The organism is Chryseobacterium sp. UF-290 (genome assembly GCF_058245615.1).
On the sequence record NZ_JBSICB010000004.1, the window covers coordinates 179,094 to 202,246 of the forward strand.

The following is a 23,153-nucleotide window of genomic DNA, read 5'->3' on the forward strand; positions in this document are numbered from 1 at the left end:
AATTATAATTATCGAATATGATAAAGAGGTTTTTTATTCTATCCAGTTTATGTATGGTTTTGGGAGTTTCAGCCCAGAAATCACATACGGTTGTACAAGGCGATAACCCTTACAACATTGCAAAAAAGTATGGAATGACTGTAGATGAATTGCTGAAGCTAAACCCTAAGCATAAAGATGGCAAACTGGCTATCGGAGATGTTTTGACCATAAAATCAGATAAGACAGCTACTCCGGTTGTGACTAAAGCGGCTGTAGCTGAAAAAGTACAGACTACTGCCGGTACTGCAATAGGTAAAATCGTTTTGCAGCCAAAGCAAACGATCTATGGAATTACAAAACAGTACCGAATTTCAGAAACAGACTTAAGAAAACTGAATCCGGAACTGGATTCTCATATGAAAATAGGCGATGAGATTACATTACCTCTTGCCAGTATTAAAAAATATGGAGATCAGCAAACTGTAGTGGCCACTAAACCTGTAGAAACTACGGTTGAAAAAACAGTAGCAGAAGTATCTGCTGTAGAAGGTGAGACGTACGTGATCCAGGCCAAAGATAATTATTACAGAATTACAAAACAGTTGGGAATCAGCCAACAGGATCTTTTTGCTTTAAATCCCGGATTGGAAGAAAAAGGATTGAAGCCTGGTGATACCATTAAAATAAAAAGATCAAATACAGATACCGTTACAGAACCTGTAAATTCAAAAGCAAAAATTGATTCAGGAAATGAAAAATCTTCTGCTTCCTCAAATGTTGTTGTAGGAGATGATTACGTGACCTATACTGTTCAGCAGGGAGACACTGTTTTCTCCATTGTAAACAAATTTGGCGTTTCAATTGATGAATTGATCGCTCTTAACCCCAGCCTTTCAAATGGGTTGAAAGCAGGAATGGTTTTAAAGATCAAAAAACAGGATGCCGCTTACGTAAAGAAAAACGGTGATGCACTGAGTGTTATCTTAATGCTTCCTTTCGGGTATAGCACCAACGAAACGCAATACAGAGGGATGGCACTTGACTTTTTGACGGGAGCCAAGCTTGCTATAGAAAGAAATGCAAGAGGAGGTCAGAAGCTGGATATCAAGATCGTTGATTCAGGAAACGAAGCTTCTTTCAAAAATTCTCTGACTCAGATCAATCCTGATAATACGGATTTGATTATCGGTCCGTTCTTCAAATCAAACGTAATTGATGTTCTTGATTTTACTAAAAATCAGAAAATACCGGTTGTAGCACCATTTGCCAACACTCCGGAACTCTATAACTACAGTAATCTTATTATCGTTGAAACGAACAATCAGACCTATGCTGATAAGATCGTAGAAGAGGTAAAAGGAATCTACTCAAATCAGAAAATATATGTAGTGGCAGATGCTAAAAAAGAAAATGCCAATTACATTAAGGCAGGTCTTGAAAAAGCAGTGAAAAATCCTGAAATTATTCTTGTCAATTCTCCGGCAGATATTCAGCTGGATCAGAACATGATGACAGGACAGTCTGCCCCGGTTATTGCAATTCTGGCGAATGATGACAATAATGTGGGAGACGCTTTTGCCAATAAGGTGATCGCTATTTCTAAAGAAGTACAGGGAGTAAAAGCCTTCAGTATGTTCTATTCGCCAGTCTTCGAAAAGAAGGTGGATGATCTGAGCCAGGCAAGCCTTGTGTATCTGATGGATAGAAAAATCAATACAGATGGAAGTTTTGAAAAAGAGATCCTGGCTGCTTATAAGAGCAAATACTGCAAAACACCTCCGAAATATGCCATCGTAGGTTTTGATGTGGTAAATGATATGCTGACCAGAGAAAACAAAAAAGGAGAAATATTCAAGCAGATGAATAAAGTGCAGACTCAGCTTGCTACAAAATTTGAGTTTGTCAAATCAAAAGCCAACGGAGCGTATGTAAATACCGGCTACAGAGTAATCAGGTTAGTACCTTAAATGTTTACAGCTCTTAAAAAGAATATTCTTAACATTATAATTATATTTGCATAATATTTAATTCAATACATGAAAGCACTTGTATTTCCAGGGCAGGGTTCTCAGTTCGTAGGAATGGGAAAAGAATTGTATGATTCTAGAAAAGATATTAAAGATCTGATGGAATCTGCCAATGAAATTTTAGGTTTCGATATTCTTTCCATTATGTTCAACGGAACGGATGCGGATCTTAAAAAAACAGAGGTCACCCAGCCTTCAATATTTATACATTCAGTAGCAGCATTAAAGGCGGTAAACGGTCTTGGAGCTGAAATGGTAGCAGGACACTCTTTAGGAGAATTCTCAGCATTGGTAGCGAACGGCGTTTTATCTTTTGATGATGGTTTGAAATTGGTATCTGAAAGAGCTAAGGCAATGCAGGAAGCTTGTGATGCCAATCCGAGTTCTATGGCGGCTATTTTAGGGCTGGAAGATGCTAAAGTAGAAGAGATCTGTGCACAGATCAGTGGAATAGTTGTTCCGGCAAACTATAACTGCCCGGGGCAATTGGTAATTTCAGGAGAAACACCTGCTGTAGAGGAAGCATGTGCAAAGCTGAAAGAAGCAGGAGCGAAAAGAGCATTGTTACTCCCTGTAAACGGAGCTTTTCATTCACCATTGATGCAGCCTGCACAAGAAAGACTGGCGGCAGCTATCGAAAAAACAAAGTTCAGAAAAGCGACGATCCCGGTATATCAGAATATCACAACTACAGCGGTAACAAACCCTGATGAGATCCAGCAAAACCTGATCGCTCAGCTTACCGGTCCTGTAAAATGGACACAGTCTGTCCAGAATATGATCAAAGACGGAGCCTCTAATTTTATAGAAGTTGGACCAGGAAAAACCCTTCAGGGATTGATCAGAAAAATTGACGGATCAGTGGAAGCTGCGTCTGCCATCTAAATAAAAATATATGAAAGCGATATTTTCACCGGGCAAGCTTATGCTTACTTCAGAATATTTCGCAATCGATGGAGCTCTTGTCTTAGCAGTACCTACCAGGCTGGGACAAGAGTTTTTCTTTGAAGAAAAGGATGACGGCCAATCTCTGATCCTTTGGGAAGCTCTCCATCAGAACAGACCCTGGCTAAAGGCTGTCATTGATTATAAAAACTGGCAGATCCTGGAAGCTAATATTCCATCAGCTGAATTCATTGTGAAGACATTAAAGAATGTTCAGCAGCTTTCTACAATTAAATTCAAGAACGACTTTACTTACCATTTAAAAACAAACCTTCAGTTTCCTGCAGACTTTGGATTTGGAAGCAGCTCTACCTTAATGACCAACCTTGCAGAGTGGGCTGAAATAGATCCTTTTTATTTAAATGCAATCAGTTTGGGAGGTAGTGGCTATGATATTGCAGTGGCAAAAGAGAAATCTGCCGTTCTTTTCCAAAGTAAGCCTGAGATCAGATATGAGAAGGTAGATTTTAATCCTTCCTTTAAAAATGAACTGATTTTTATTCATCTCAATCAGAAACAGGATAGCAGAGAAGGGATCAATTTGTATAAATCAAAAAAGAAATCCGGGGAACTGGTTAATGAATTTTCAGATATCACAAAGAAAATTTTATTATGCAGCGAATTGGAAAATTTTTCCGAATTAATGATGATTCATGAACAAAAAATTGCCAATTTCCTTGAAATTCCTGCAGTTAAGGAAAAAATATTCTCAGACTGTCCTGCATTTGTCAAAAGTTTAGGAGCCTGGGGCGGAGATTTTGTGATGAGTGCCAAATTTGGGGGCTTTAAAGACTATTTTTGGGAGAAAGGTTTTACGACTGTTTTTGAATGGTCAGATATAATTAATTTATAATCAATAATTTACAATCCCGTTTTTTTATTTGTCATTCTGACTTATATCAGTATATTTAAACCACCTTTAACAAATAATTAATATTATTTTTGTTGAAGTCAATAAAGAAATAGAAAATATAAGTAAAATGAAAAACACTAAAATCATCCAGGATTTAGAGCAATTAGGGATTAAAGGAAACTATGAAGTAGTGTATAACCCTTCGTACGAAGAATTATATCAGGCAGAGGTTTCTCCTGAAAATCAAGGGTTTGAGAAAGCTGAGCTTACGGAATCTGGCGCAGTATCAGTAAAAACAGGAATTTTCACAGGTCGTTCACCTAAAGACAGATATATTGTTCAGGATGATGTTACAAGAGATACAATTTTTTGGGATGGTAAGGTAAACCTGCCAACTACACCGGAAATTTTCGGGTCTTGTAAAAAACTAGTGATGAACCAGCTCTCAGAAGCTAAGAAAATTTATGTAGTAGATGCTTTCTGTGGTACGAATGCAGATACAAGACTTAAAGTAAGATTTATCATGGAAGTAGCATGGCAGGCGCATTTTGTTACGAACATGTTTATCCGTCCTTCTCATTATGAGCTTGAAAACTTTGGAGAACCTGATTTCACAGTAATCAACGGTTCTAAAACAACTAACCCGAACTGGGAAGCTCAGGGGCTGAACTCTGAGAACTTTATCATGTTCAACCTTACTGAAAAATTACAGATCATTGGTGGTACCTGGTACGGTGGTGAAATGAAGAAAGGAATGTTCGCTATGATGAACTATTACCTTCCATTAAAAGGAATGGCTTCAATGCACTGTTCTGCTAACGTAGGAGAAAAAGGAGATGTAGCGCTATTCTTTGGTCTTTCGGGAACAGGAAAAACGACCTTGTCTGCAGATCCGAAAAGATACCTTATCGGTGATGATGAACACGGTTGGGATAACAACGGAGTATTCAACTATGAAGGAGGATGCTACGCTAAAGTAATTGACTTATCAGAAGAAAAAGAACCGGATATTTTCAGAGCGATCAAGAGAGATGCGCTTCTTGAAAACGTTGTTATTAACAATGGAGTCGCAGATTATACAGACGGATCTATTACAGAAAATACAAGAGTTTCTTATCCAATCTATCATATCAACAAAATTGTATTACCTTCTAAAGCAGGACATGCTAAAAAGATAGTTTATCTTTCAGCAGATGCATTCGGGGTACTTCCTCCGGTTTCGATCCTGAATGAAGATCAGGCTCAATACCACTTCCTTTGCGGATATACTTCCAAACTGGCTGGTACTGAAAGAGGAATTACAGAGCCGCAACCATCTTTCTCTCCTGCATTCGGTGAAGCATTCCTTACATTGCACCCAACAATGTATTCTAAAACATTGATCGGTAAAATGAAAGAGCACGGCGCTAAGGCTTATTTGGTAAACACAGGATGGAATGGTACAGGTAAGAGAATCTCTCTGAAAGATACAAGAGCGATCATCGATGCAATTATTGACGGTTCTATCGATAATGCTCCTAAAACTCAGGTTCCGATCATGAATCTTGAAATCCCGACTGAGCTTCCAAATGTTTCTGCCGGTATTCTGGATCCTAGAGATACCTATGCTAATGCTTCTGAATGGGAAGAAAAAGCAAAAGATCTGGCTTCAAGATACATCAAGAATTTTGAGCAGTATTGTGATACTGAAGAAGGAAAAAAATTGGTCGCTTCAGGTCCTCAATTGCAGCAGCAAACAATCTAATAAGATTACTTATAAATATTCAAATGCCTCATCCATGATGAGGCATTTTGTTTTTTATTTCCCACTGATAGCACAACTTTCGCAGGTGCTTGAGCATAAAAACGGAAACTTGATCTTAAAGAATAAAATCTGCATAATCTGTTAAATCTGCGAGCGAATATTATAACAAATCTGTGGAAGATGTGAGGTCTTATTGTAAGCTTAATAAAGCCAATCTGTATCCAGCCATTCCAAATCCGGACAGAACCGCATCGGTGTTAGCTGCTGTTACAGATTTCTGTCTGAATTCTTCTCTCTTGTAAATATTACTGATGTGAACCTCAATTTTGGGTTTCTGTATGTTCTTTAAGCAGTCAGCTATAGCATAAGAATAATGAGTGAAAGCTCCCGGATTGATGATTATCGCATCAAAATCATCTTCCTGAAGTCTGTTGATAAGTTCCCCTTCAATATTAGACTGATAATATTTTAATTCATGAGCATGGAACTCAGATCTTAGAACTTCCAGATAGCTCTCCATGGAAATGCTCCCATAGATCTCCGGTTCTCTTGTGCCTAAAAGATTCAGGTTAGGCCCGTTTATAATCAAAACTTTCATTTTATAAAATTAAAAAGTTTTTTCAATTAAAAATTAAAAATTTAGGTAAGGTTTCTCATTTTTTGACAATTGAATTATTTTTAATGATATTTATCATGTTTGAAAAAGTGATAATTCTTTAAGTGCTTTGTTTCAATGGCTTTTGATAAAATATTATGTTAATTTTTGAAAAATTATCATGAAAAATAAATAAGTCTACTTGTTTTGTAGACTAAAAGTTTATAGCTTTGCAACCATAATTTCGATCGGCTTATAAAGAAAGATGGAGGGAACTGACCCTGTGAAGTCTTAACAACCTGCTATATGTAAGGTGTTACATTCAGCCTGAAAAGGAAAAATAAGCATTTGGTTTATCGTATTTATCGATGCCCTTTGCTGATTTTTCTGCAAAGGGCAAAATTTTAATATTTGATATATAAAATTGATTATGATTAGCAAAAATTTATTTAATTCTAAAGTTTGGATCCCACCAGTTGCTGTATTTTTCTTAGGTATTGCAGGAGTAAACGGGCAGATATCCAAACCGAAAAAAGATACACTCCGTGAAAAGGAGATCGATGAAGTTGTGGTTGTAGCCTATGGAAAGGCAAAAAGAAACAGCTATACCGGTTCTGTAGCAACTATTTCCAGCGATAAGATCAATAACAGACCTGTGACCAATATTACCAAAGCTCTGGAAGGGCAGGTACCAGGGATCCAGACCACCAGTGCTTCAGGGCAGCCTGGTGCCGTTTCCACGATCAGGATCAGAGGTATTGGTTCAGTAAGCGCCTCCAGTGATCCGTTATATGTGGTAGATGGAATTCCTTTTGACGGAAACCTGAACGCAATAAGTCCAAATGATATTGAATCGATCAGTGTTTTAAAAGATGCTACGGCAAGTGCTTTATATGGTTCAAGAGGAGCAAACGGGATCATCATCATTACTACAAAATCAGGAAAGAAAGGAGAAGCGAGAGTGAACCTTAATGTCAGCCAGGGATTCTCCGGCAGAGCAGTAAAAGATTATGAGCAGGTAAGCACAGATCAATATTTCCAATTATACTGGGAAGCTTTAAGAAACGGATATCAGTCCAGTCAGATATCCTCTCAGCAGGCTGCGCAGATGGCATCGGATAATCTTGTTTCAGCATTGGGGGTCAATCCTTATGGCCCCGGATATTCTAATCCGGTAGGAACAGATGGAAAGCTGTTACCAGGAGCAACGCCTCTATGGAATGATGACTGGAGAGATATTTTACAGAGAGTGGCTTCGAGAAATCAGGTGGATCTTGATATCAGCGGAGGAAGCGAAAAAAGCAATTATTTCTTTTCCCTGGGCTATCTTGATGATAAAGGGATGGCTATTGAATCAGGATTTAAAAGATACAATACCAGATTAAAGATCAATTCAGAAGTGAAACAGTGGTTAAATGTTGGCGTTAATTTAAGCTATACGAATAGTATCCAACAGGCCCCTACCTCTTCAGATTCCAAGGCAAGTAATATTATCCAGGCGGCAAGAGTCGTTCCTTCGTTCTATCCTTACTATGAAAGAAACCCGGATGGATCTTTTGTGCTCGATGCTGCCGGAAACAGGATTTACGATTTCGGAAAATACAGACCTACCAGTGCTCTTCAGAATCAGAACCTGGCGGCAACCTTACCGCTGGACAAAAATGAAAATAAAGAAGATAACTTCTCAGGAAAAGGATTTATGGAATTTACTTTCTTGCCGGAGCTGAAGTTCAAAACAAGTTTTTCACTTGACCTGGTTAATTATAACGGACATTATTATTCCAATCCGCTTTTAGGACAGGGAGCTGAAATTGGTGGTTCTGTGACAAGATCCAATACCAGAACACTTTCTTATACCACGAGTAATATCCTTACCTATGATAAGAAGTTTGGAAAGCACCATGTAAATGTTTTAGCAGGACATGAATTTTACAAGTACGATTATCAGACAATCTCCGGATCAAGAAGCAGTTTTTCCCTTCCTTACTACTATGAGCCGGATGCAGCTTCCTTATTGGTAAACTTTGGAGGAAATAGTGATAAACTGAGCTTACTGAGTTTCCTTGGAAAAGTTGAATATGATTTTAATAATACCTATTTCCTTTCGGTGTCAGGGAGAGCGGACGGTTCTTCAAGGTTCTCACCGGATAACAGATGGGGAAGATTCTGGTCTGTAGGAGGTTCCTGGAAAATTTCAAATGAAGACTTCATTAAAAACCTTAATATTTTCAATCAACTGACTTTACGTGCCAGCTATGGAGGGCAGGGGAATGATAAACTACTGCGTCCAAACGGACAGCCTCTTTATTATGCTTATCAGGAATTGTACAGGATTTCTACGCTTGGCGGGGAAGCAGGAACAACACTGGAAAAAGCAGGAACAAATAATGTTAAATGGGAAACCAACCTTAATATGAATATAGGCTTGGAATTTGCCATCCTGAATAACAGAATTAAAGGTAATATCGAATATTTTAAAAGAAAAAGCCAGGATCTTCTGTTCAATGTACCGGTTGCACCATCCTTGGGAATCAGTGATTATCCGGCGAATGTGGGAACAATACAGAATACAGGCTTCGAATTTTCACTCTTCACAACTCCGGTTAATAACGAAGATTTCCAGTGGAATGTGGATGTTAATCTGAGTACTTTAAATAACAAGGTGACTAAATTGCCTGAAGGGTCTCTTGTCGTGGGAAGTAAACTATTGAGAGAAGGAGGTTCTGTATATGACTTCTTTATTCAGGAATGGGTAGGAGTGGACCCCAGCAACGGAAAGCCGTTGTGGAAAACTATTTCTAAAGATGCGAACGGAAATGAGGTGGAAGGAACAACCTCAGAATATGCAAAAGCAACAAAAATATTGCAGGGATCCGCATTGCCTAAGCTGACCGGAGCGGTCAGTACAAGTATTAATTATAAAAACTTTGATCTTTCAGGATTACTGACCTTTAAGATTGGGGGAAAGATTCTTGATACGGACTACACTTCGCTGCTGCATAACGGAAGTGCCGGAGGACGTGCATGGGGAGTGGAAATGCTGAACAGATGGACTCCGGAAAATCCCAATACAGATGTTCCGGGATTAAGCACTACAACAAACAACTGGACTTCAACGTCTTCAAGATTCCTGTATTCAGGAACCTATGCAAGACTTAAGAATGTAAGTTTAGGATATACGCTTCCTTCTGATTATTTTGAAAAAATAGGACTTAAAAAATTCAGAATTTATATCCAGGCGGAAAACCTTCTTACCTTCTACAAACACAAAGGAATGGATCCTGAACAAGCGTTGGATGGTACAACTTATTACAGATATCCTGCAATGAGAACAATCACTTTTGGTCTTCAGGCAACTCTTTAATCTTTTAAAATTGAAACAATGAAAAATTTAAAATATTTATCTTTTGCTCTCATCGGATTGTGGTCCCTGACAAGCTGTGAAAGTGATCTGACTACAGCGCCGACTGATCAGGCTAACAGCCTGGAAGTTTTCAAAACAGCAGAAAGTGCTGAAACCGTGATCAACGGAACCTGGGCGAAATTCAATAATGACGGGACAACGTATGCTAATATCGGGTACTCAACGGTCCTGAGAGCGAGCGATGCTATGGGAAGTGATGTGGCGGTGCTTAGAAATAAATACGGATTTGCATCTACCTATGACTTTACGGAAATGGTCAACAATACGGCGGGCAGGCCGTTGTTTATCTGGTCCATGCTGTATTCCACAATCAATAATATGAACAATGTTATTGCAAGAATTGATGATACAGAAGGAAGTCAGGAAAAAAAGAATCAGGTGAAAGGACAGGCAAAAGCCTTACGTGCTTTCTGCTATTTGAATATTGCCAGCTTTTATCAGTTCAGCTACCTTAAAGATAAGTCAGCTTTGACAGCCCCTATCTATACGGAGCCGTCGACAACAGGTACGGTTGGGAAGAAAAAAGCGAGTCTGGAAGAAATTTATACATTGATTAAAAGTGATCTTACCGATGCTGATAATTTGCTGAAAGGATATTCAAGAAATAATAAGGATAAGATCAATAGAAATGTAGTTAACGGGCTTTTGGCCAGAACATACCTGAATACCGGCGAATGGAGCAAGGCTTCTGATGCTGCAAAAACTGCAAGAGAAGGCTATGCTTTCATGGCTCCGGAAAAATATAAAGACGGGTTCAATGATATTGAGAATGCAGAATGGATCTGGGGACATAAGCAGACTCAGGAACAGTCTGATGCGAGCTATGCTTTCCATTATCTGGATGTATCTTCTTCAGGAAGCTATTACTACAGCTTTATGGCGGATCCTTACTTTAAAGATCTGTTTGATACTAATGATATCAGATATCAGTTATTTTCATGGGATGGAGAGAAAGGAAGAGAAGGGTTGCTGAGATATGCCAAGTTTAAATTTAAACCTACTCTTATTGCTGATATCGTCTATATGAGAGCTGCTGAAATGTACCTGATCGAAGCTGAAGCCGAAGCAAGAAATGGAAATGTATCTCAGGCAGTAGCTGCTTTAAACCAGTTAAAAGCAGCAAGGAATGCCAATACCTACAATGGTCCATTGGCACAGAATGATGTAGTAAAAGCAATTCTGATCGAAAGAAGAAAAGAATTATTCGGGGAAGGCTTCTCACTTTCAGATATTATAAGAACACAGGGAACAGTAGAGAGAAAACCATTTGTAGATGCTGACGGAAAACCGGTTAAGGTTCAGATCACCACACCGGAGGGGACTGTGAAAACTGTTGACGGAAGAGGGCACTCAGTCTTTGCATTCCCTGATCAGTCTGCATTTGTTCCAAATAGTAATTACTATTTATTCAGTATTCCACAGAGAGAATCTGAGAATAACCCGAATTTATAAGATAAAGACCATAATTAGATTTGATTTTTTAGCCACTGCTTTTGCGGTGGTTTTTTGTAATTTGTGTTTTAGTTAAAAATACAAATATTTTGTTTGAACCCATTTTATAAAAAAGTTTTACCTTTGTCACAATGAACCTTTTAAGATGGATACTGACAATTTATTTCATGGCGTTATCATTGATGCCATGTGAAGACGTGTCGCATCCGCTGGATTCAGGGAACAAAAAAATAGCATTAAGTATTCACGGAGCTCAATCTACTGAGAAAGGAGATATTTGTTCTCCGCTTTGTGCCTGCAGCTGCTGTCAGATTACCGTTTCGGCATTTAAGATGGATCCTCTGCTGGAAATTCCTGAGCAGATTCCTGCTTATTTTTCAAAGAAGATCTTATTCCATAAAAACGACTTTGCCTACCAGATTTACGACCCTATCTGGCAGCCTCCCAAAATTTAATTTTTATTGATTCTTAGAAAGTTATCTTTCTAAGCTGTGCTTGGAACTTTGCAATATCATTGCAGAGGTTTTCAGGATATTTTTGCTGCGGTATTTTATGCTGTACGCATCTGTTTTCAATAAAAATTAAATATAAATCGTGTTAGATAAAATCATAAAATTCAGTATCAGGAATAAAGCATTCGTAGGTATTATGACCCTGGTGCTGGTCATCTGGGGAACCTGGAGCGCTACGAGGCTACCTATAGATGCCGTACCGGATATTACAAACAATCAGGTACAGATCATCACTGTATGTCCTACATTGGCAGGACAGGAAGTGGAACAATTAGTAACCTTTCCTATTGAGCAGAGTATTGCCAATGTTCCGGATATTCAGGAGACAAGGAGTATTTCAAGATTCGGGCTTTCTGTCATTACGGTTGTTTTCAAAGAAGATGTAAATGTTTACTTTGCAAGACAGCTCATCAGTGAGCAACTTAAAAATGCAGTAGAAGAAATTCCAAAAGGGGTAGGAACTCCTGAGCTTGCTCCTGTAAGTACAGGGCTGGGAGAAGTATATCAGTATATTCTTCATCCCAAAAAAGGAAGCGAAAAGAAATATAATGCTAAAGAACTCCGCACCATGCAGGACTGGATTGTTCGCAGACAGCTTAATGGAACTCCGGGAGTCGCAGAGATTAATAGTTTCGGAGGAGAACTGAAACAATACGAAGTTGCTATTGATCCCAATCGATTGAAGGCGATGGGAACCAGTATTACCGAAATATTTACAGCCCTTGAGAAAAACAACCAGAATACAGGAGGTGCCTATATTGATAAAAAGCCCAACGCTTATTTCATCCGTGGAATAGGTCTGGTAACATCATTGGAGGATATCCGGAATATTGCTGTTAAAAATGAAACCGGGAGTGTTCCGATCTTTATAAAGGATGTTGCGGATGTCCGCTTAGGCAGTGCAGTCCGTTACGGAGCACTGACCTATGATGGAAAAGTGGATGCTGTAGGAGGTGTTGTTATGATGTTGAAAGGGGCAAACAGCAATGAGGTGGTTGGCAATATCAAAGCAAAAATTCCGACCATTCAGAAATCTCTTCCTGATGATGTGGTGATAGAGCCGTTTCTGGATAGGACAGATTTAGTGGACAGAGCTATTAATACCGTAGAGAAGAACCTCATTGAAGGAGCTTTGATTGTGATTTTCGTTCTTGTAATCTTTCTTGGAAACTTACGGGCGGGACTTATTGTAGCATCGGCTATTCCACTTTCCTTATTGTTTGCGCTGGGAATGATGAATGTCTTTGGAGTCAGTGCCAATCTGATGAGCCTTGGCGCTATAGATTTCGGATTGATTGTAGACGGAGCGGTGATCATTGTAGAAGCAACACTGCATCATTTGGGAGTAAGGAAATCTTTACGGACATTAACGCAATCTGAAATGGATGAGGAAGTCTTCCTTTCCGCATCAAAGATCAGAAGCAGTGCCGCATTTGGGGAAATCATTATCCTGATCGTGTATATTCCGATCCTTACATTGGCTGGAGTAGAAGGGAAAATGTTTACACCAATGGCAAAAACGGTAGGATTTGCCATTTTGGGAGCATTAATTCTCTCCTTGACCTATATCCCAATGATGAGCGCTTTGTTCTTATCTAAAAAAATATCACACAAAGAAACTTTTTCAGATAAGATGATGAATCGTCTTCAAAAGATTTATCAACCGTTATTAAAGAAAGCGATTAAAGTAAAATATGTAATGGTTTCTGCGACAGCAGCAGTTTTTCTTATTTCTGCTTTTATTTTTAAAAATATGGGTGGTGAGTTTATTCCACAGCTACAGGAAGGTGATTTTGCTTTCCACTGTATCTTACCACAGGGAAGCTCATTGAGCCAGAGTATAGAGACATCAATGCAGGCTTCAAGAATAATCAGGCAGTTTGATGAGGTGAAAATGGTTGTAGGAAAAACCGGATCCGCTGAGGTTCCCACAGACCCTATGCCTCCTGAAGCAACCGATATGATTGTGGTATTAAAACCGCAAAGCGACTGGAAAACAAAAAAATCTTACAATGAACTGGCTGATGAGATCAGCGAAAAGCTGGAAACTATTCCGGGAGTATTTTTTGAGAAGAACCAGCCTATTCAAATGCGTTTCAACGAGCTGATGACCGGGATCAGGCAGGATGTTGCCGTAAAGATATTCGGGGAGAACCTGGATTCGCTGGCGATGTATGCAGATAAAGTTGGGAAGATCATTCAAACGGTTGATGGAGCAACGGCTCCCCAGATCGAAAGAGTAAGCGGTCTTCCTCAGATCAATGTACAATATGACAGAACAAGGATTGCCAATTACGGATTGAATATTGAAGATGTCAATAATGCGGTGAGTACTGCATTTGCAGGAAAAGCAGCAGGACAGGTCTTTGAAAACGAAAGACGTTTTGATCTGGTAGTCCGTCTTGACAGCCTTCACAGAACCGATATTTCAGATGTCAATAATTTAATGATCACTTCCGCTACAGGAGTACAGATTCCCTTGTCTCAGGTGGCTAACGTAAGTTATAAACTTGGTCCGGCGCAGATCAGCCGTGAGCAGGGTAAGCGAAGAATTGTAATTGGCTTCAATGTAAAAAACCGTGATGTGGAAAGTGTTGTGAAGGATATTCAGGTAAAACTGGATCAAGTGAAGCTGCCATCCGGATATTACTTTACTTACGGAGGACAGTTTGAGAACCTTCAGGAAGCCAGTAAACGTTTGATGATCGCTGTTCCGGTATCTCTGCTCCTTATTTTTATGCTGCTGTACTTTACGTTCCATTCATTCAAGCAGGCAGCTTTGATCTTTACGGCAATTCCTATGAGTGCTATCGGAGGAGTATTCGCTCTTCTGATCAGAGATATGCCGTTCAGCATCAGTGCCGGAATCGGATTTATTGCGCTCTTCGGGGTCGCTGTACTCAATGGAATCGTGCTGATAGGAACCTTCAACCAGTTGGAAAAAGACGGGGAAGCGGATATTCTGAAAAGGGTATTTGAAGGAACGAAAACAAGATTAAGACCTGTTTTAATGACGGCTACAGTCGCTTCATTGGGATTTTTACCGATGGCTATTTCCACCGGAGCGGGCGCTGAAGTTCAGAAGCCTTTGGCAACCGTTGTGATAGGAGGCCTGGTGACGGCTACATTCCTTACTCTGTTCGTTTTGCCGATGCTTTATATTATTTTTAATACAAAGATTTTGAAAAGGAAAAATAATAAGACAGGGACATTTACCATCGTTCTTATTTTAGGATTTATGCTGTTGGGACAGACCTTTAAAGCACAGTCCAGGGCGATATCCGTTGAGCAGGCTGTAGAAATGGCAATAGGCAACAACCTAACCCTGCAGTCGAAAGATTTAAGCATTAAATCAGCTGAAGCATTAAGGCCAACATCCAAAGAGCTTCCCAAATTAAGTGTAGAAGCGCAGCTGGGACAGTACAACAGCCCCAAATTTGATCAGTCATTTGCGATCTCACAAAATATTCCTTTTCCAACGCTGTTTAAAGCAAGAAGAGAACTGATTAATGAAAATATTAAGAACAAACAGATTGATAAAGAGATTACTGTCAATGAACTGATAAGACAGGTGCGTACCTATTACTATCAGATCGAATATCTTCAGTACAACAAAGCACAGCTGAGAAGCCTGCAGGGCTTTTACGAAGAATTTATCAGGATTGCTACCGTAAGATTTAAAGCAGGAGACATTAAAAAGATCGAGATCAATACGGCTGAAACCCAGAAAGGGGAGATCGACCTGCTGCTGAGACAGAATGAAGTCTATTTGAATAACGCCTACAAGAATTTAAAAACCTTATTAAACACTTCAGAAGAACTAGAAGTTCCGTTCAAAAAAGATTATGAACCTTTAAAAGCAGAAAATGTACTGGATAGCTCAATGGTTGCAAATAATCCTTCAGTAAGAGCCTTTTACCAGGAAATGGAGATTGCGGAGAAGAATAAAAAAGTTGAAAAATCTCTTGGTCTGCCGGATTTCAGTTTAGGATATACCAACCAATCCCTGATTGGCTTTCATACCATCAACGGGCAGGAAAATTATTATAATTCCGGTAAACGTTTCCAGTCAGCAACAGTGGGAGTAGCCATTCCGCTGACATTTGGGGCTACAAAAGCAAGAATTCAGGCTCTGGAATATGAAAAGCAGGTTGCGGAAACCAATGCGAAAATGCAGCAGAAACAACTTTCTGCACAGCTGGAAAATGCTTTCAGCCAGTATCAGCAGGATATACAGCAATATGATTACTATGTCAATCAGGCGCTGCCGAATGCAGAGAAAATTGTAAAAGCGGCCCAGCTGGGATATAAAACGGGAGAAATCTCCTATGTGGAATATCTTTTCGCATTGCAGACCGCGACAAACATTCAATTAAAATATCTGGAATCGATCCAACAGGTTAATCAATCTGTGGTTACTATTAATTCAATCATTAATAAATAATATGAAATCGCTGTTAACGAAATTCACTGCCACACCAATGCAAATGGAAATAGCGTTTGCAGGTGATCCTGGAAAAAATAAATACTCATCTATGATACTCAAATATAATATCCTATTTCTTGCGCTGATCTCTCTGCTGATAATAAGCTGTGGAAAAAAAGAAGCTTCAGAGGAAAAAGCCCCTGAAAAAACCGAGCAGAAAGAAAAACCACATGAAGAAGCCCCGGAAACCATTGCCTCATTGACGGAAGAACAAATGAAATCAGTGGGAGTTGCTTTAGGTACAGTAGAGATGAAAGAACTGACGTCCACTATTAAAGCGAACGGATTGTTGAGCGTTCCTAATAGTAACAAGGCAACAATTACTTCTTTATACGGAGGAATTATTAAGACAATAAATATTCAGGTAGGAAGCATTGTGAAAAAAGGGCAGGTAATCGCAACGATCGCTAACCCTGAATACATCCAGCTTCAGGAGGATTATCTGACGACAAACAGCAGGATTACCTATGCTAAACAGGAATACAGAAGACAAAAAGAGCTTTTTGATAATGATGCGGGCGCAAAGAAGAACCTGCAGAGTGCTGATGCGGAGCTGAAAACATTAAGAACCAAAAGAGCGTCTCTTTTAAAACAGCTCCAGATGATGGGGATCAGCCCCGGGCAGGTCAATAACGGAAATATGAGATCAGGATTGGTTATCACATCTCCGATCAGTGGTACGATCAGTGGTATTACAGCACAAATAGGAAGCTATGTAGATATTTCTCAACCTGTTGCCACGGTAATTGATAATGGTTCCATCCACCTGGATCTTCAGGTATTTGAAAAAGACCTTCCTAAAATGAGAGTAGGGCAGATCGTTCATTTTAAACTGACGAACAACCCTGAAACAGAATATGACGCCAAAATTTACAGCATAGGATCTTCTTTTGAAAACGAAAGCAAAACGATTTCGATGCATTGCGAAGTGATCGGAAACAAATCTGGTCTGATTGACGGAATGAACATCACCGGAATTGTAAGCCTTGATAAAAGTACTACACCTGCTGTTCCAACAGAAGCGATTGTAGAAGCGGACGGTAAATATTATGTGTTCATGCAGACCGATAAAAAAGTAGAGGAGGAGCATGATGAAAAAGGAAAACCCCATCCTAAAACTTTGAACTTTGAAAAAATAGAGGTGGTGAAAGGAACTTCAGATATGGGATATACTGCTATCACTCCTGTAGGGAACATTCCGGACAATGCTAAAATTGTGGTAAAAGGAGCCTTTTTTGTCAACGCTAAATTAGTGAATTCGGGAGAACACGAACATTAATTAAGCCTGTCGGAATCAGTGAAATGTCGATTTTTATCCTTACATTAGAGCTGTTTAACCGACTGAGGGAAGTAAAGATCATCTTACAACATTTAATACATGACCTAGTATGTTATTAAACAAAAAAATATCAGTCTGGTATTTCATCCGTGAAATAAAATCCCAAATTCTGTTCATCGGAATATTTGCCGTAGCTATAGGACTTTTAGATATGCTGCCATGGTTTCAGAAGATATCCCTTCCTTTGAATATTCCGGCACTTTTAGGAACAGCGGTTTCGCTGTTGCTGGCTTTCCGTACCTCTCAATCGTACGAAAGATGGTGGGAGGCCAGAACGGTTTGGGGAGCCATAGTCAATGATTCCAGAACATTTATGAGACTGATCATTCAGTTTATGCCTGAAGGAAATGATAAAGCCATAAAAGAATTTGCTGACCGGCAGATCATCTGGACCTATGCCCTTGGGGAATCTCTGAGAAGGCTGCCTTTTTCTGAAAAAGTCCAGCAATATCTGGATCAGCATCAGATCAGGGCGATGAATATCCCGAATGCCCTTTTGGATGCCCATTCTCAGCAGCTGAAAGAAATTGCTGCTTCCAAAAGGCTTACCGATTTTCAGCAAATGCAGCTGAATGACATTATCACAAGGCTTTGCGACAGTATGGGGAAATGTGAAAGGCTGAAAAATACCGTTTTTCCAAGATCTTACAGTGTCCTTGTGCATATTTTGATCTATGTGTTTGCGGCGATACTTCCATTTGGCCTTGATGATTCGCAGCTGTCTGTTGAGATGATGATTACTTTTCTTATTCCCGTTGTATTTATTATGATAGAAAAAACATCGATCATTATGCAGGATCCGTTTGAGAACGGTCCGGTAGATACTCCGATGACTTCTTTGGCTCAGACCATTGAGACCAATATCAGACAAATGACTGGTGAACAGAACGTTCCCTTAAAAAAAGAAAATACATTGTATTATGAAATGTAATTTCCAAAACATACGGATATCAGATGGGGGAAGAAGGCTATGAAGAAAATGAAGTACATCTGTAATATTTAAATTTATTGAACATGAAAAAAGATATAGAAAGCAAACTCATCGATAAAAATACCAAGCCTACCAGCATGAGGATTCTGGTATATGATTTTTTAAGCGCTCAGGAAGCGGCCCTGTCCCTTTCCGAAATAGAAAACCACTTTGACAATGCGGACAGGATCACCATTTACAGAACATTAAAAACCTTTGAAGAAAAAGGAATTGTTCACAGCATACAGGAAAATACAACTACCAGATATAAGCTGTGCGAAGATGATTGTGATGAAAAAACACATAAAGACTGGCATCTGCATTTCTATTGTAAAATATGTAAGCAGACTACCTGCAAAGAGGATATTTCCTTTCCTGAAAATATACAGACCAGTTTCAGGATTGATGAAATAAGATTGTTTGCTAAAGGAATCTGCGAAAACTGTATTGAAAGTTTGCAATAGCATTGCATCTGTCTCAACCCTAAATTTGTATAAAAATATCAGTTATGGAAAAATGCTGTAGCACAACCCCGGAAAAACCAGATACAAAAGGACACAAGCATAATCACTCAGAAGGTGATGGGCATGATCATGACGGACATGGCCATTCTCATAATACCGGTGACCAGACCGCGTTTCAGATGTTTCTCCCGGCCATCATATCCTTTGTCATCCTGCTATTGGGAATCGCTTTTGACAATTATATACAACCGACATGGTTTACAGGATGGGTACGTTTAGTATGGTACCTGGTAGCTTATATCCCTGTAGGATTTCCAGTATTGAAAGATGCTTGTAAAAGTATCATCAACGGAGATGTTTTTTCAGAGTTCTTTCTGATGGGAATAGCGACTATTGGAGCCTTCGCTATCGGAGAATACCCTGAAGGAGTAGCAGTAATGCTGTTCTATGCAGTAGGTGAGGTATTCCAGTCTATGGCGGTGACCAGAGCAAAAGGAAATATAAAGGCTTTGCTTGATCAGCGTCCTGATGAGGTGACGGTTATGGAAAATAATCAGCCCAAAACCATTAAGGCAAAAGAAGCCAAAGCAGGTGACGTTATTCAGCTGAAACCAGGTGAGAAACTGGCTTTGGATGGTGAGCTGTTTTCAGATTCAGCCTCATTCAATACGGCTGCTTTAACAGGAGAGAGTAAACCGGATACCAAAAATAAGGGAGAAGCGGTACTGGCAGGAATGATCAATATGAATAGTATTGCTCTCGTAAACGTGACTACCGCTTATGAAGACAGTAAGCTGAGTAAAATACTGGAGTTAGTCCAAAATGCGACGGCCCAAAAAGCACCAACAGAACTATTCATCAGAAAATTCGCTAAAGTGTATACACCGATCGTTGTATTGCTGGCCATAGCAATCTGCTTACTTCCGTATTTCTTTGTCAGTGACTATCAGTTCAGAGACTGGCTGTACAGGGCACTGATCTTTCTTGTAATTTCTTGTCCTTGTGCCTTAGTAATTTCTATCCCGTTAGGATATTTCGGTGGAATAGGTGCTGCAAGCCGCAATGGAATTTTATTTAAAGGAAGTAATTTCCTGGACAGCATTGCAGAGATCCAAAATGTAGTAATGGATAAAACCGGAACGATGACAGAGGGCGTATTTGAAGTTCAGGAGGTCAGCATCAGCCCTGAATTTAATAAAGATGAAATTCTTCAGATGGTTAATGTTCTGGAAAGTAAAAGCACACATCCGGTGGCTACGGCGATTCACAATTATGTAGGTGATATCAATTACGCTATTCCGTTGGAAAACGTTGAAGAAATTGCAGGGCATGGACTGAAGGCAACGGTTAACGGAAAAGAACTATTGGTAGGAAACTTTAAGCTGATGGATAAGTTCAGCATCAGCTATGATCTCAACCATGCCAATATTGTGTATACCTTGATTGCTGTAGCCTATGATAAAAAGTTTGCAGGATATATTACCATTGCAGACAGTATAAAAGAAGATGCAAAACAAACGGTTGACAACCTGCATAAAATGAATGTAAAAGCCACCATGCTGAGTGGAGATAAAAGTACGGTTGTGAAATATGTGGCCGATCTGCTTGGTATCGACAATGCATTCGGAGACCTGTTGCCTGAAGATAAGGTGAATAAGGTAAAAGAGATCAAAGCTAAAAACCAAACCGTAGCTTTCGTGGGAGATGGAGTAAACGATGCTCCGGTCGTTGCATTAAGTGACGTCGGAATTGCAATGGGAGGCTTGGGAAGTGATGCTACCATAGAAACAGCAGATGTTGTGATTCAGGATGATAAGCCAGGTAAAATCCCCATGGCAATCAATATCGGTAAGCAAACGAAAAAGATCGTTTGGCAGAATATTATCTTAGCCTTTGCCGTAAAAGCAATTGTTTTAATCCTTGGAGCAGGAGGTCTGGCAACTATGTGGGAAGCTGTGTTTGCCGATGTAGGAGTGGCATTGCTGGCTATTTTAAATGCGGTGCGGATTCAGAGAATGAAATTTTAGAAGGTAAAAAGGCGAAGAAAATAAAACCGAAAAAAATAGACATAGACTAAATTATATTGAATAAAAGTTCTGCTGTTTTCAGTGGAGCTTTTATTTTTCCTTAAGAGGCAAAAGGGCGAAATGGTAAAAAGCCAAAAAAAGAATATTTAAGAGACAGTTTTTTATGAACAAAAAATGTTGTACAAATAAAATTCTTATACCTTCTTATGAAAATCTGTGTAATCAGCACAATCGGCGAGAGTACATCAGTCAGTATTACAGTTTTATCATAGATTAAAATCTTTTGCGTATTCCAATAAATCAGATCATCACGAGAATAAAAAAGCTCTGCGGAGAAACCAACAGAGCCTTTATTAACAAGATTAAACTTTTATAAAGAACTAAATTTTTTCGTTTTGAAAGGGCAAAGATATCAAACGTCCTGATTTTGAGTGTCTTTTAAGTTCTGAAACTTTACGTCCAAAGTTCCGAATAATATAGTTACAGTAACAGACACAGTTATGCGATTTTTATAGGTAACAGATTAAAAACATACAGTAGACACCATGCAGTTTTGTCAGAGATAAAATCCCTGCGACTTATAAAGGTCTTTATTGAACGGGGCTTTGCCCCGCTGCGTATTCGAACAACAATCCAAACCATCATCAAGAAAAATTAACAAAAACCATCAATGACATTCATCATAAATAAAGCATAAAACAATTTTGAAGTAGTATATTTGTAGAAGAGAACAGAATCGTTGAGATTATTAATTTCCATATTCATCATTTTTACCGTTGCAGTACGTCCCGTTTTGCCATTGGTAAATTATGCTGTTAACTATGACTACATTGTGAATAACCTTTGTGAAAACAGAGAAATACCACAGTCTACATGTAAAGGCAAATGCTATGTGGAAAAAGAGCTGGCAAAGACAGAGAAACAGTCCAATAGCTCCCAAACGGTAAAAATTGCAGGATTAGATGTCTTTCTTTCTCATGATATTCTCTCCTTTTCCCATCAATTGAACGCTGAGCTATCTGTTGGCGTATCAGATTCAGGATATATGAGTTCTCATACTTCAGAATACGTTTCCCGGATATTCCATCCTCCTTTAGTTTAATTTCAATTTAAACTATATTTTTAGTTTTATGACGGAAAATGTTGAAGCTTTCCTATAAAGTCATAAAATACAGGTACATAAAAAATGTAAGCTGCAGAAGGTATAATCTTTTCTCTCTGCTCAAAGTCGAAATGTTTTATTTGTAGCAGTATCATTTTAACTTGTTTAAATGTGCTGAATTTTGTGGTTTGCTCTTGGAAGGTTTTAACTTATCCCTGGAGTTATCAATTTATTTAACATTATTAATTTCAATTTAACATTAAAATGAAATCTCAGATTATTTTGACGGCTCTGCTGTCAATATCATTAGTGTCATGTGCCAAGGAAGCCCCTCAGGTAAAGCATAAAAGCAATATGAGCTCTTCCGGAGAAAATATAAAGAATGTACAGGTGGTAAATGAAGAAGATCCGATCTGTCATATGAAAACGGCAGAATTCCTGAAAGATACTGCCGTATACAAAAATAAAACGTACGGTTTTTGCAGTTCTTACTGTAAAGATGAATTCAAACAAAGCCCTGAAAAGTATGCCCAAAAATAATAAGACCAATAATAAGAGTAAGGTAATTGTACCAATTGCTGTAATAGCGCTGCTTTTTCTGGGAATAGGTATAGGGATGGGATACTTTAAAAAGAATCTTTATACCGTGATGAAAGTTCCGGATTTTGAACTGACTGATCAGAACAATAAAAAAATTACCAATAAAGATATGTTGGGAAAAGTATATCTCGTAGAGTTTTTCTTCAGCAAATGTCCTACGATATGCCCTGTGATGAATACCAATATGAAAGCGATCCAAAATCAGGTCAATAATCCCGATTTTGGAATCATCTCCATCAGCATTGATCCGGAAAATGATACTCCGGAAGCATTGAAAGAGCATGCAAAGAGGATAGGAGCAACATCTCCCAACTGGCATTTCTTAACAGGAGACAGAACATATATAGGTAAACTTGCAGATCAGTTTAATATCTATGTTGGAGACAAAGAAGATGAAAGCGAAAGTCTTAATCACAGTGGAATGATTGCCCTGGTAGATCAGGACGGAAATATCCGGTGCAGGTATAATAAAGAGAACATGCCGATCCTGTATTACTCAGGATTGAATTATGATGATCCGGAAGGTAAGACACCGAGGCTAAACGGGAAATATCACCCTGACAGGGAAATTCTGATCGAAGACATTAATAAATTATTGAAATAGGAAGGAGGGAAGCTGGAAGTTATTCCA

The 23,153-nt window shown here is 39.0% G+C and carries 16 protein-coding genes and 1 riboswitch; of the genes, 15 read left to right on the forward strand and 1 reads right to left on the reverse strand.

The genetic code is table 11. The annotated features are described in order from the left end of the window. Positions 1-17 precede the first annotated feature (17 nt). The 4 genes from AC4IF5_RS06310 (at position 18) to pckA (ending at position 5,551) form a co-directional block, all read left to right on the forward strand. Positions 18-1,949, forward strand: coding sequence for an amino acid ABC transporter substrate-binding protein (locus tag AC4IF5_RS06310; RefSeq protein ID WP_490732743.1), 1,932 nt, complete (start codon positions 18-20; stop codon positions 1,947-1,949). Positions 1,950-2,018: 69 nt separating this feature from the next. Then, positions 2,019-2,894, forward strand: a complete 876-nt coding sequence (fabD, locus tag AC4IF5_RS06315; protein WP_490732745.1) for an ACP S-malonyltransferase — start codon at positions 2,019-2,021, stop codon at positions 2,892-2,894. Positions 2,895-2,904: 10 nt separating this feature from the next. After that, positions 2,905-3,807, forward strand: a complete 903-nt coding sequence (locus AC4IF5_RS06320) for a GYDIA family GHMP kinase (protein WP_490732747.1) — start codon at positions 2,905-2,907, stop codon at positions 3,805-3,807. A 127-nt stretch (positions 3,808-3,934) separates the two neighbouring features. Continuing rightward, positions 3,935-5,551: a phosphoenolpyruvate carboxykinase (ATP) gene (pckA, locus tag AC4IF5_RS06325; protein ID WP_490732749.1), complete on the forward strand. Its 1,617-nt coding sequence runs from the start codon at positions 3,935-3,937 to the stop codon at positions 5,549-5,551. Between the two features lie 190 nt (positions 5,552-5,741). On the opposite strand, the gene AC4IF5_RS06330 is transcribed toward pckA, so the two are convergent. Continuing rightward, positions 5,742-6,149: a type II 3-dehydroquinate dehydratase gene (locus AC4IF5_RS06330; RefSeq protein WP_490732751.1), complete on the reverse strand. Its 408-nt coding sequence runs from the start codon at positions 6,147-6,149 to the stop codon at positions 5,742-5,744. Positions 6,150-6,396: 247 nt separating this feature from the next. Continuing rightward, positions 6,397-6,493, forward strand: a riboswitch (SAM riboswitch). A gap of 83 nt (positions 6,494-6,576) precedes the next feature. Here AC4IF5_RS06330 and AC4IF5_RS06335 point away from each other — a divergent pair. From AC4IF5_RS06335 to AC4IF5_RS06385, 11 genes are all read left to right on the forward strand, one after another. Further along, on the forward strand, positions 6,577-9,510 hold the full coding sequence (locus tag AC4IF5_RS06335) for a SusC/RagA family TonB-linked outer membrane protein (protein ID WP_490732753.1): 2,934 nt from the start codon (positions 6,577-6,579) through the stop codon (positions 9,508-9,510). A gap of 18 nt (positions 9,511-9,528) precedes the next feature. After that, on the forward strand, positions 9,529-11,022 hold the full coding sequence (locus AC4IF5_RS06340; protein WP_490732755.1) for a RagB/SusD family nutrient uptake outer membrane protein: 1,494 nt from the start codon (positions 9,529-9,531) through the stop codon (positions 11,020-11,022). 131 nt (positions 11,023-11,153) lie between these two features. Beyond that, positions 11,154-11,477: a DUF6660 family protein gene (locus AC4IF5_RS06345; protein WP_490732757.1), complete on the forward strand. Its 324-nt coding sequence runs from the start codon at positions 11,154-11,156 to the stop codon at positions 11,475-11,477. A 139-nt stretch (positions 11,478-11,616) separates the two neighbouring features. After that, the gene (locus tag AC4IF5_RS06350) at positions 11,617-15,978 is read left to right on the forward strand and encodes a CusA/CzcA family heavy metal efflux RND transporter (RefSeq protein WP_490732759.1); all 4,362 of its coding nucleotides are present in this window, start codon (positions 11,617-11,619) and stop codon (positions 15,976-15,978) included. Positions 15,979-16,069: 91 nt separating this feature from the next. After that, positions 16,070-17,299, forward strand: coding sequence for an efflux RND transporter periplasmic adaptor subunit (locus tag AC4IF5_RS06355; protein WP_490733021.1), 1,230 nt, complete (start codon positions 16,070-16,072; stop codon positions 17,297-17,299). Between the two features lie 109 nt (positions 17,300-17,408). Beyond that, entirely contained in the window at positions 17,409-18,290 is an 882-nt protein-coding gene (locus AC4IF5_RS06360; RefSeq protein WP_490732761.1) for a bestrophin family protein, read from the forward strand. A gap of 83 nt (positions 18,291-18,373) precedes the next feature. Next, the gene (locus AC4IF5_RS06365; protein WP_490732763.1) at positions 18,374-18,793 is read left to right on the forward strand and encodes a Fur family transcriptional regulator; all 420 of its coding nucleotides are present in this window, start codon (positions 18,374-18,376) and stop codon (positions 18,791-18,793) included. A gap of 377 nt (positions 18,794-19,170) precedes the next feature. Beyond that, a complete protein-coding gene (locus tag AC4IF5_RS06370) occupies positions 19,171-20,820 on the forward strand; it encodes a heavy metal translocating P-type ATPase (RefSeq protein ID WP_490733023.1) in 1,650 nt (549 codons plus the stop codon). Between the two features lie 739 nt (positions 20,821-21,559). After that, positions 21,560-21,922, forward strand: coding sequence for a hypothetical protein (locus AC4IF5_RS06375; protein ID WP_490732764.1), 363 nt, complete (start codon positions 21,560-21,562; stop codon positions 21,920-21,922). A 264-nt stretch (positions 21,923-22,186) separates the two neighbouring features. Next, positions 22,187-22,462: a YHS domain-containing protein gene (locus tag AC4IF5_RS06380; protein WP_490732766.1), complete on the forward strand. Its 276-nt coding sequence runs from the start codon at positions 22,187-22,189 to the stop codon at positions 22,460-22,462. Next, positions 22,449-23,126: an SCO family protein gene (locus tag AC4IF5_RS06385; RefSeq protein WP_490732768.1), complete on the forward strand. Its 678-nt coding sequence runs from the start codon at positions 22,449-22,451 to the stop codon at positions 23,124-23,126. The genes AC4IF5_RS06380 and AC4IF5_RS06385 overlap by 14 nt, the downstream gene beginning before the upstream one ends. The last annotated feature ends 27 nt before the right edge of the window (positions 23,127-23,153 follow it).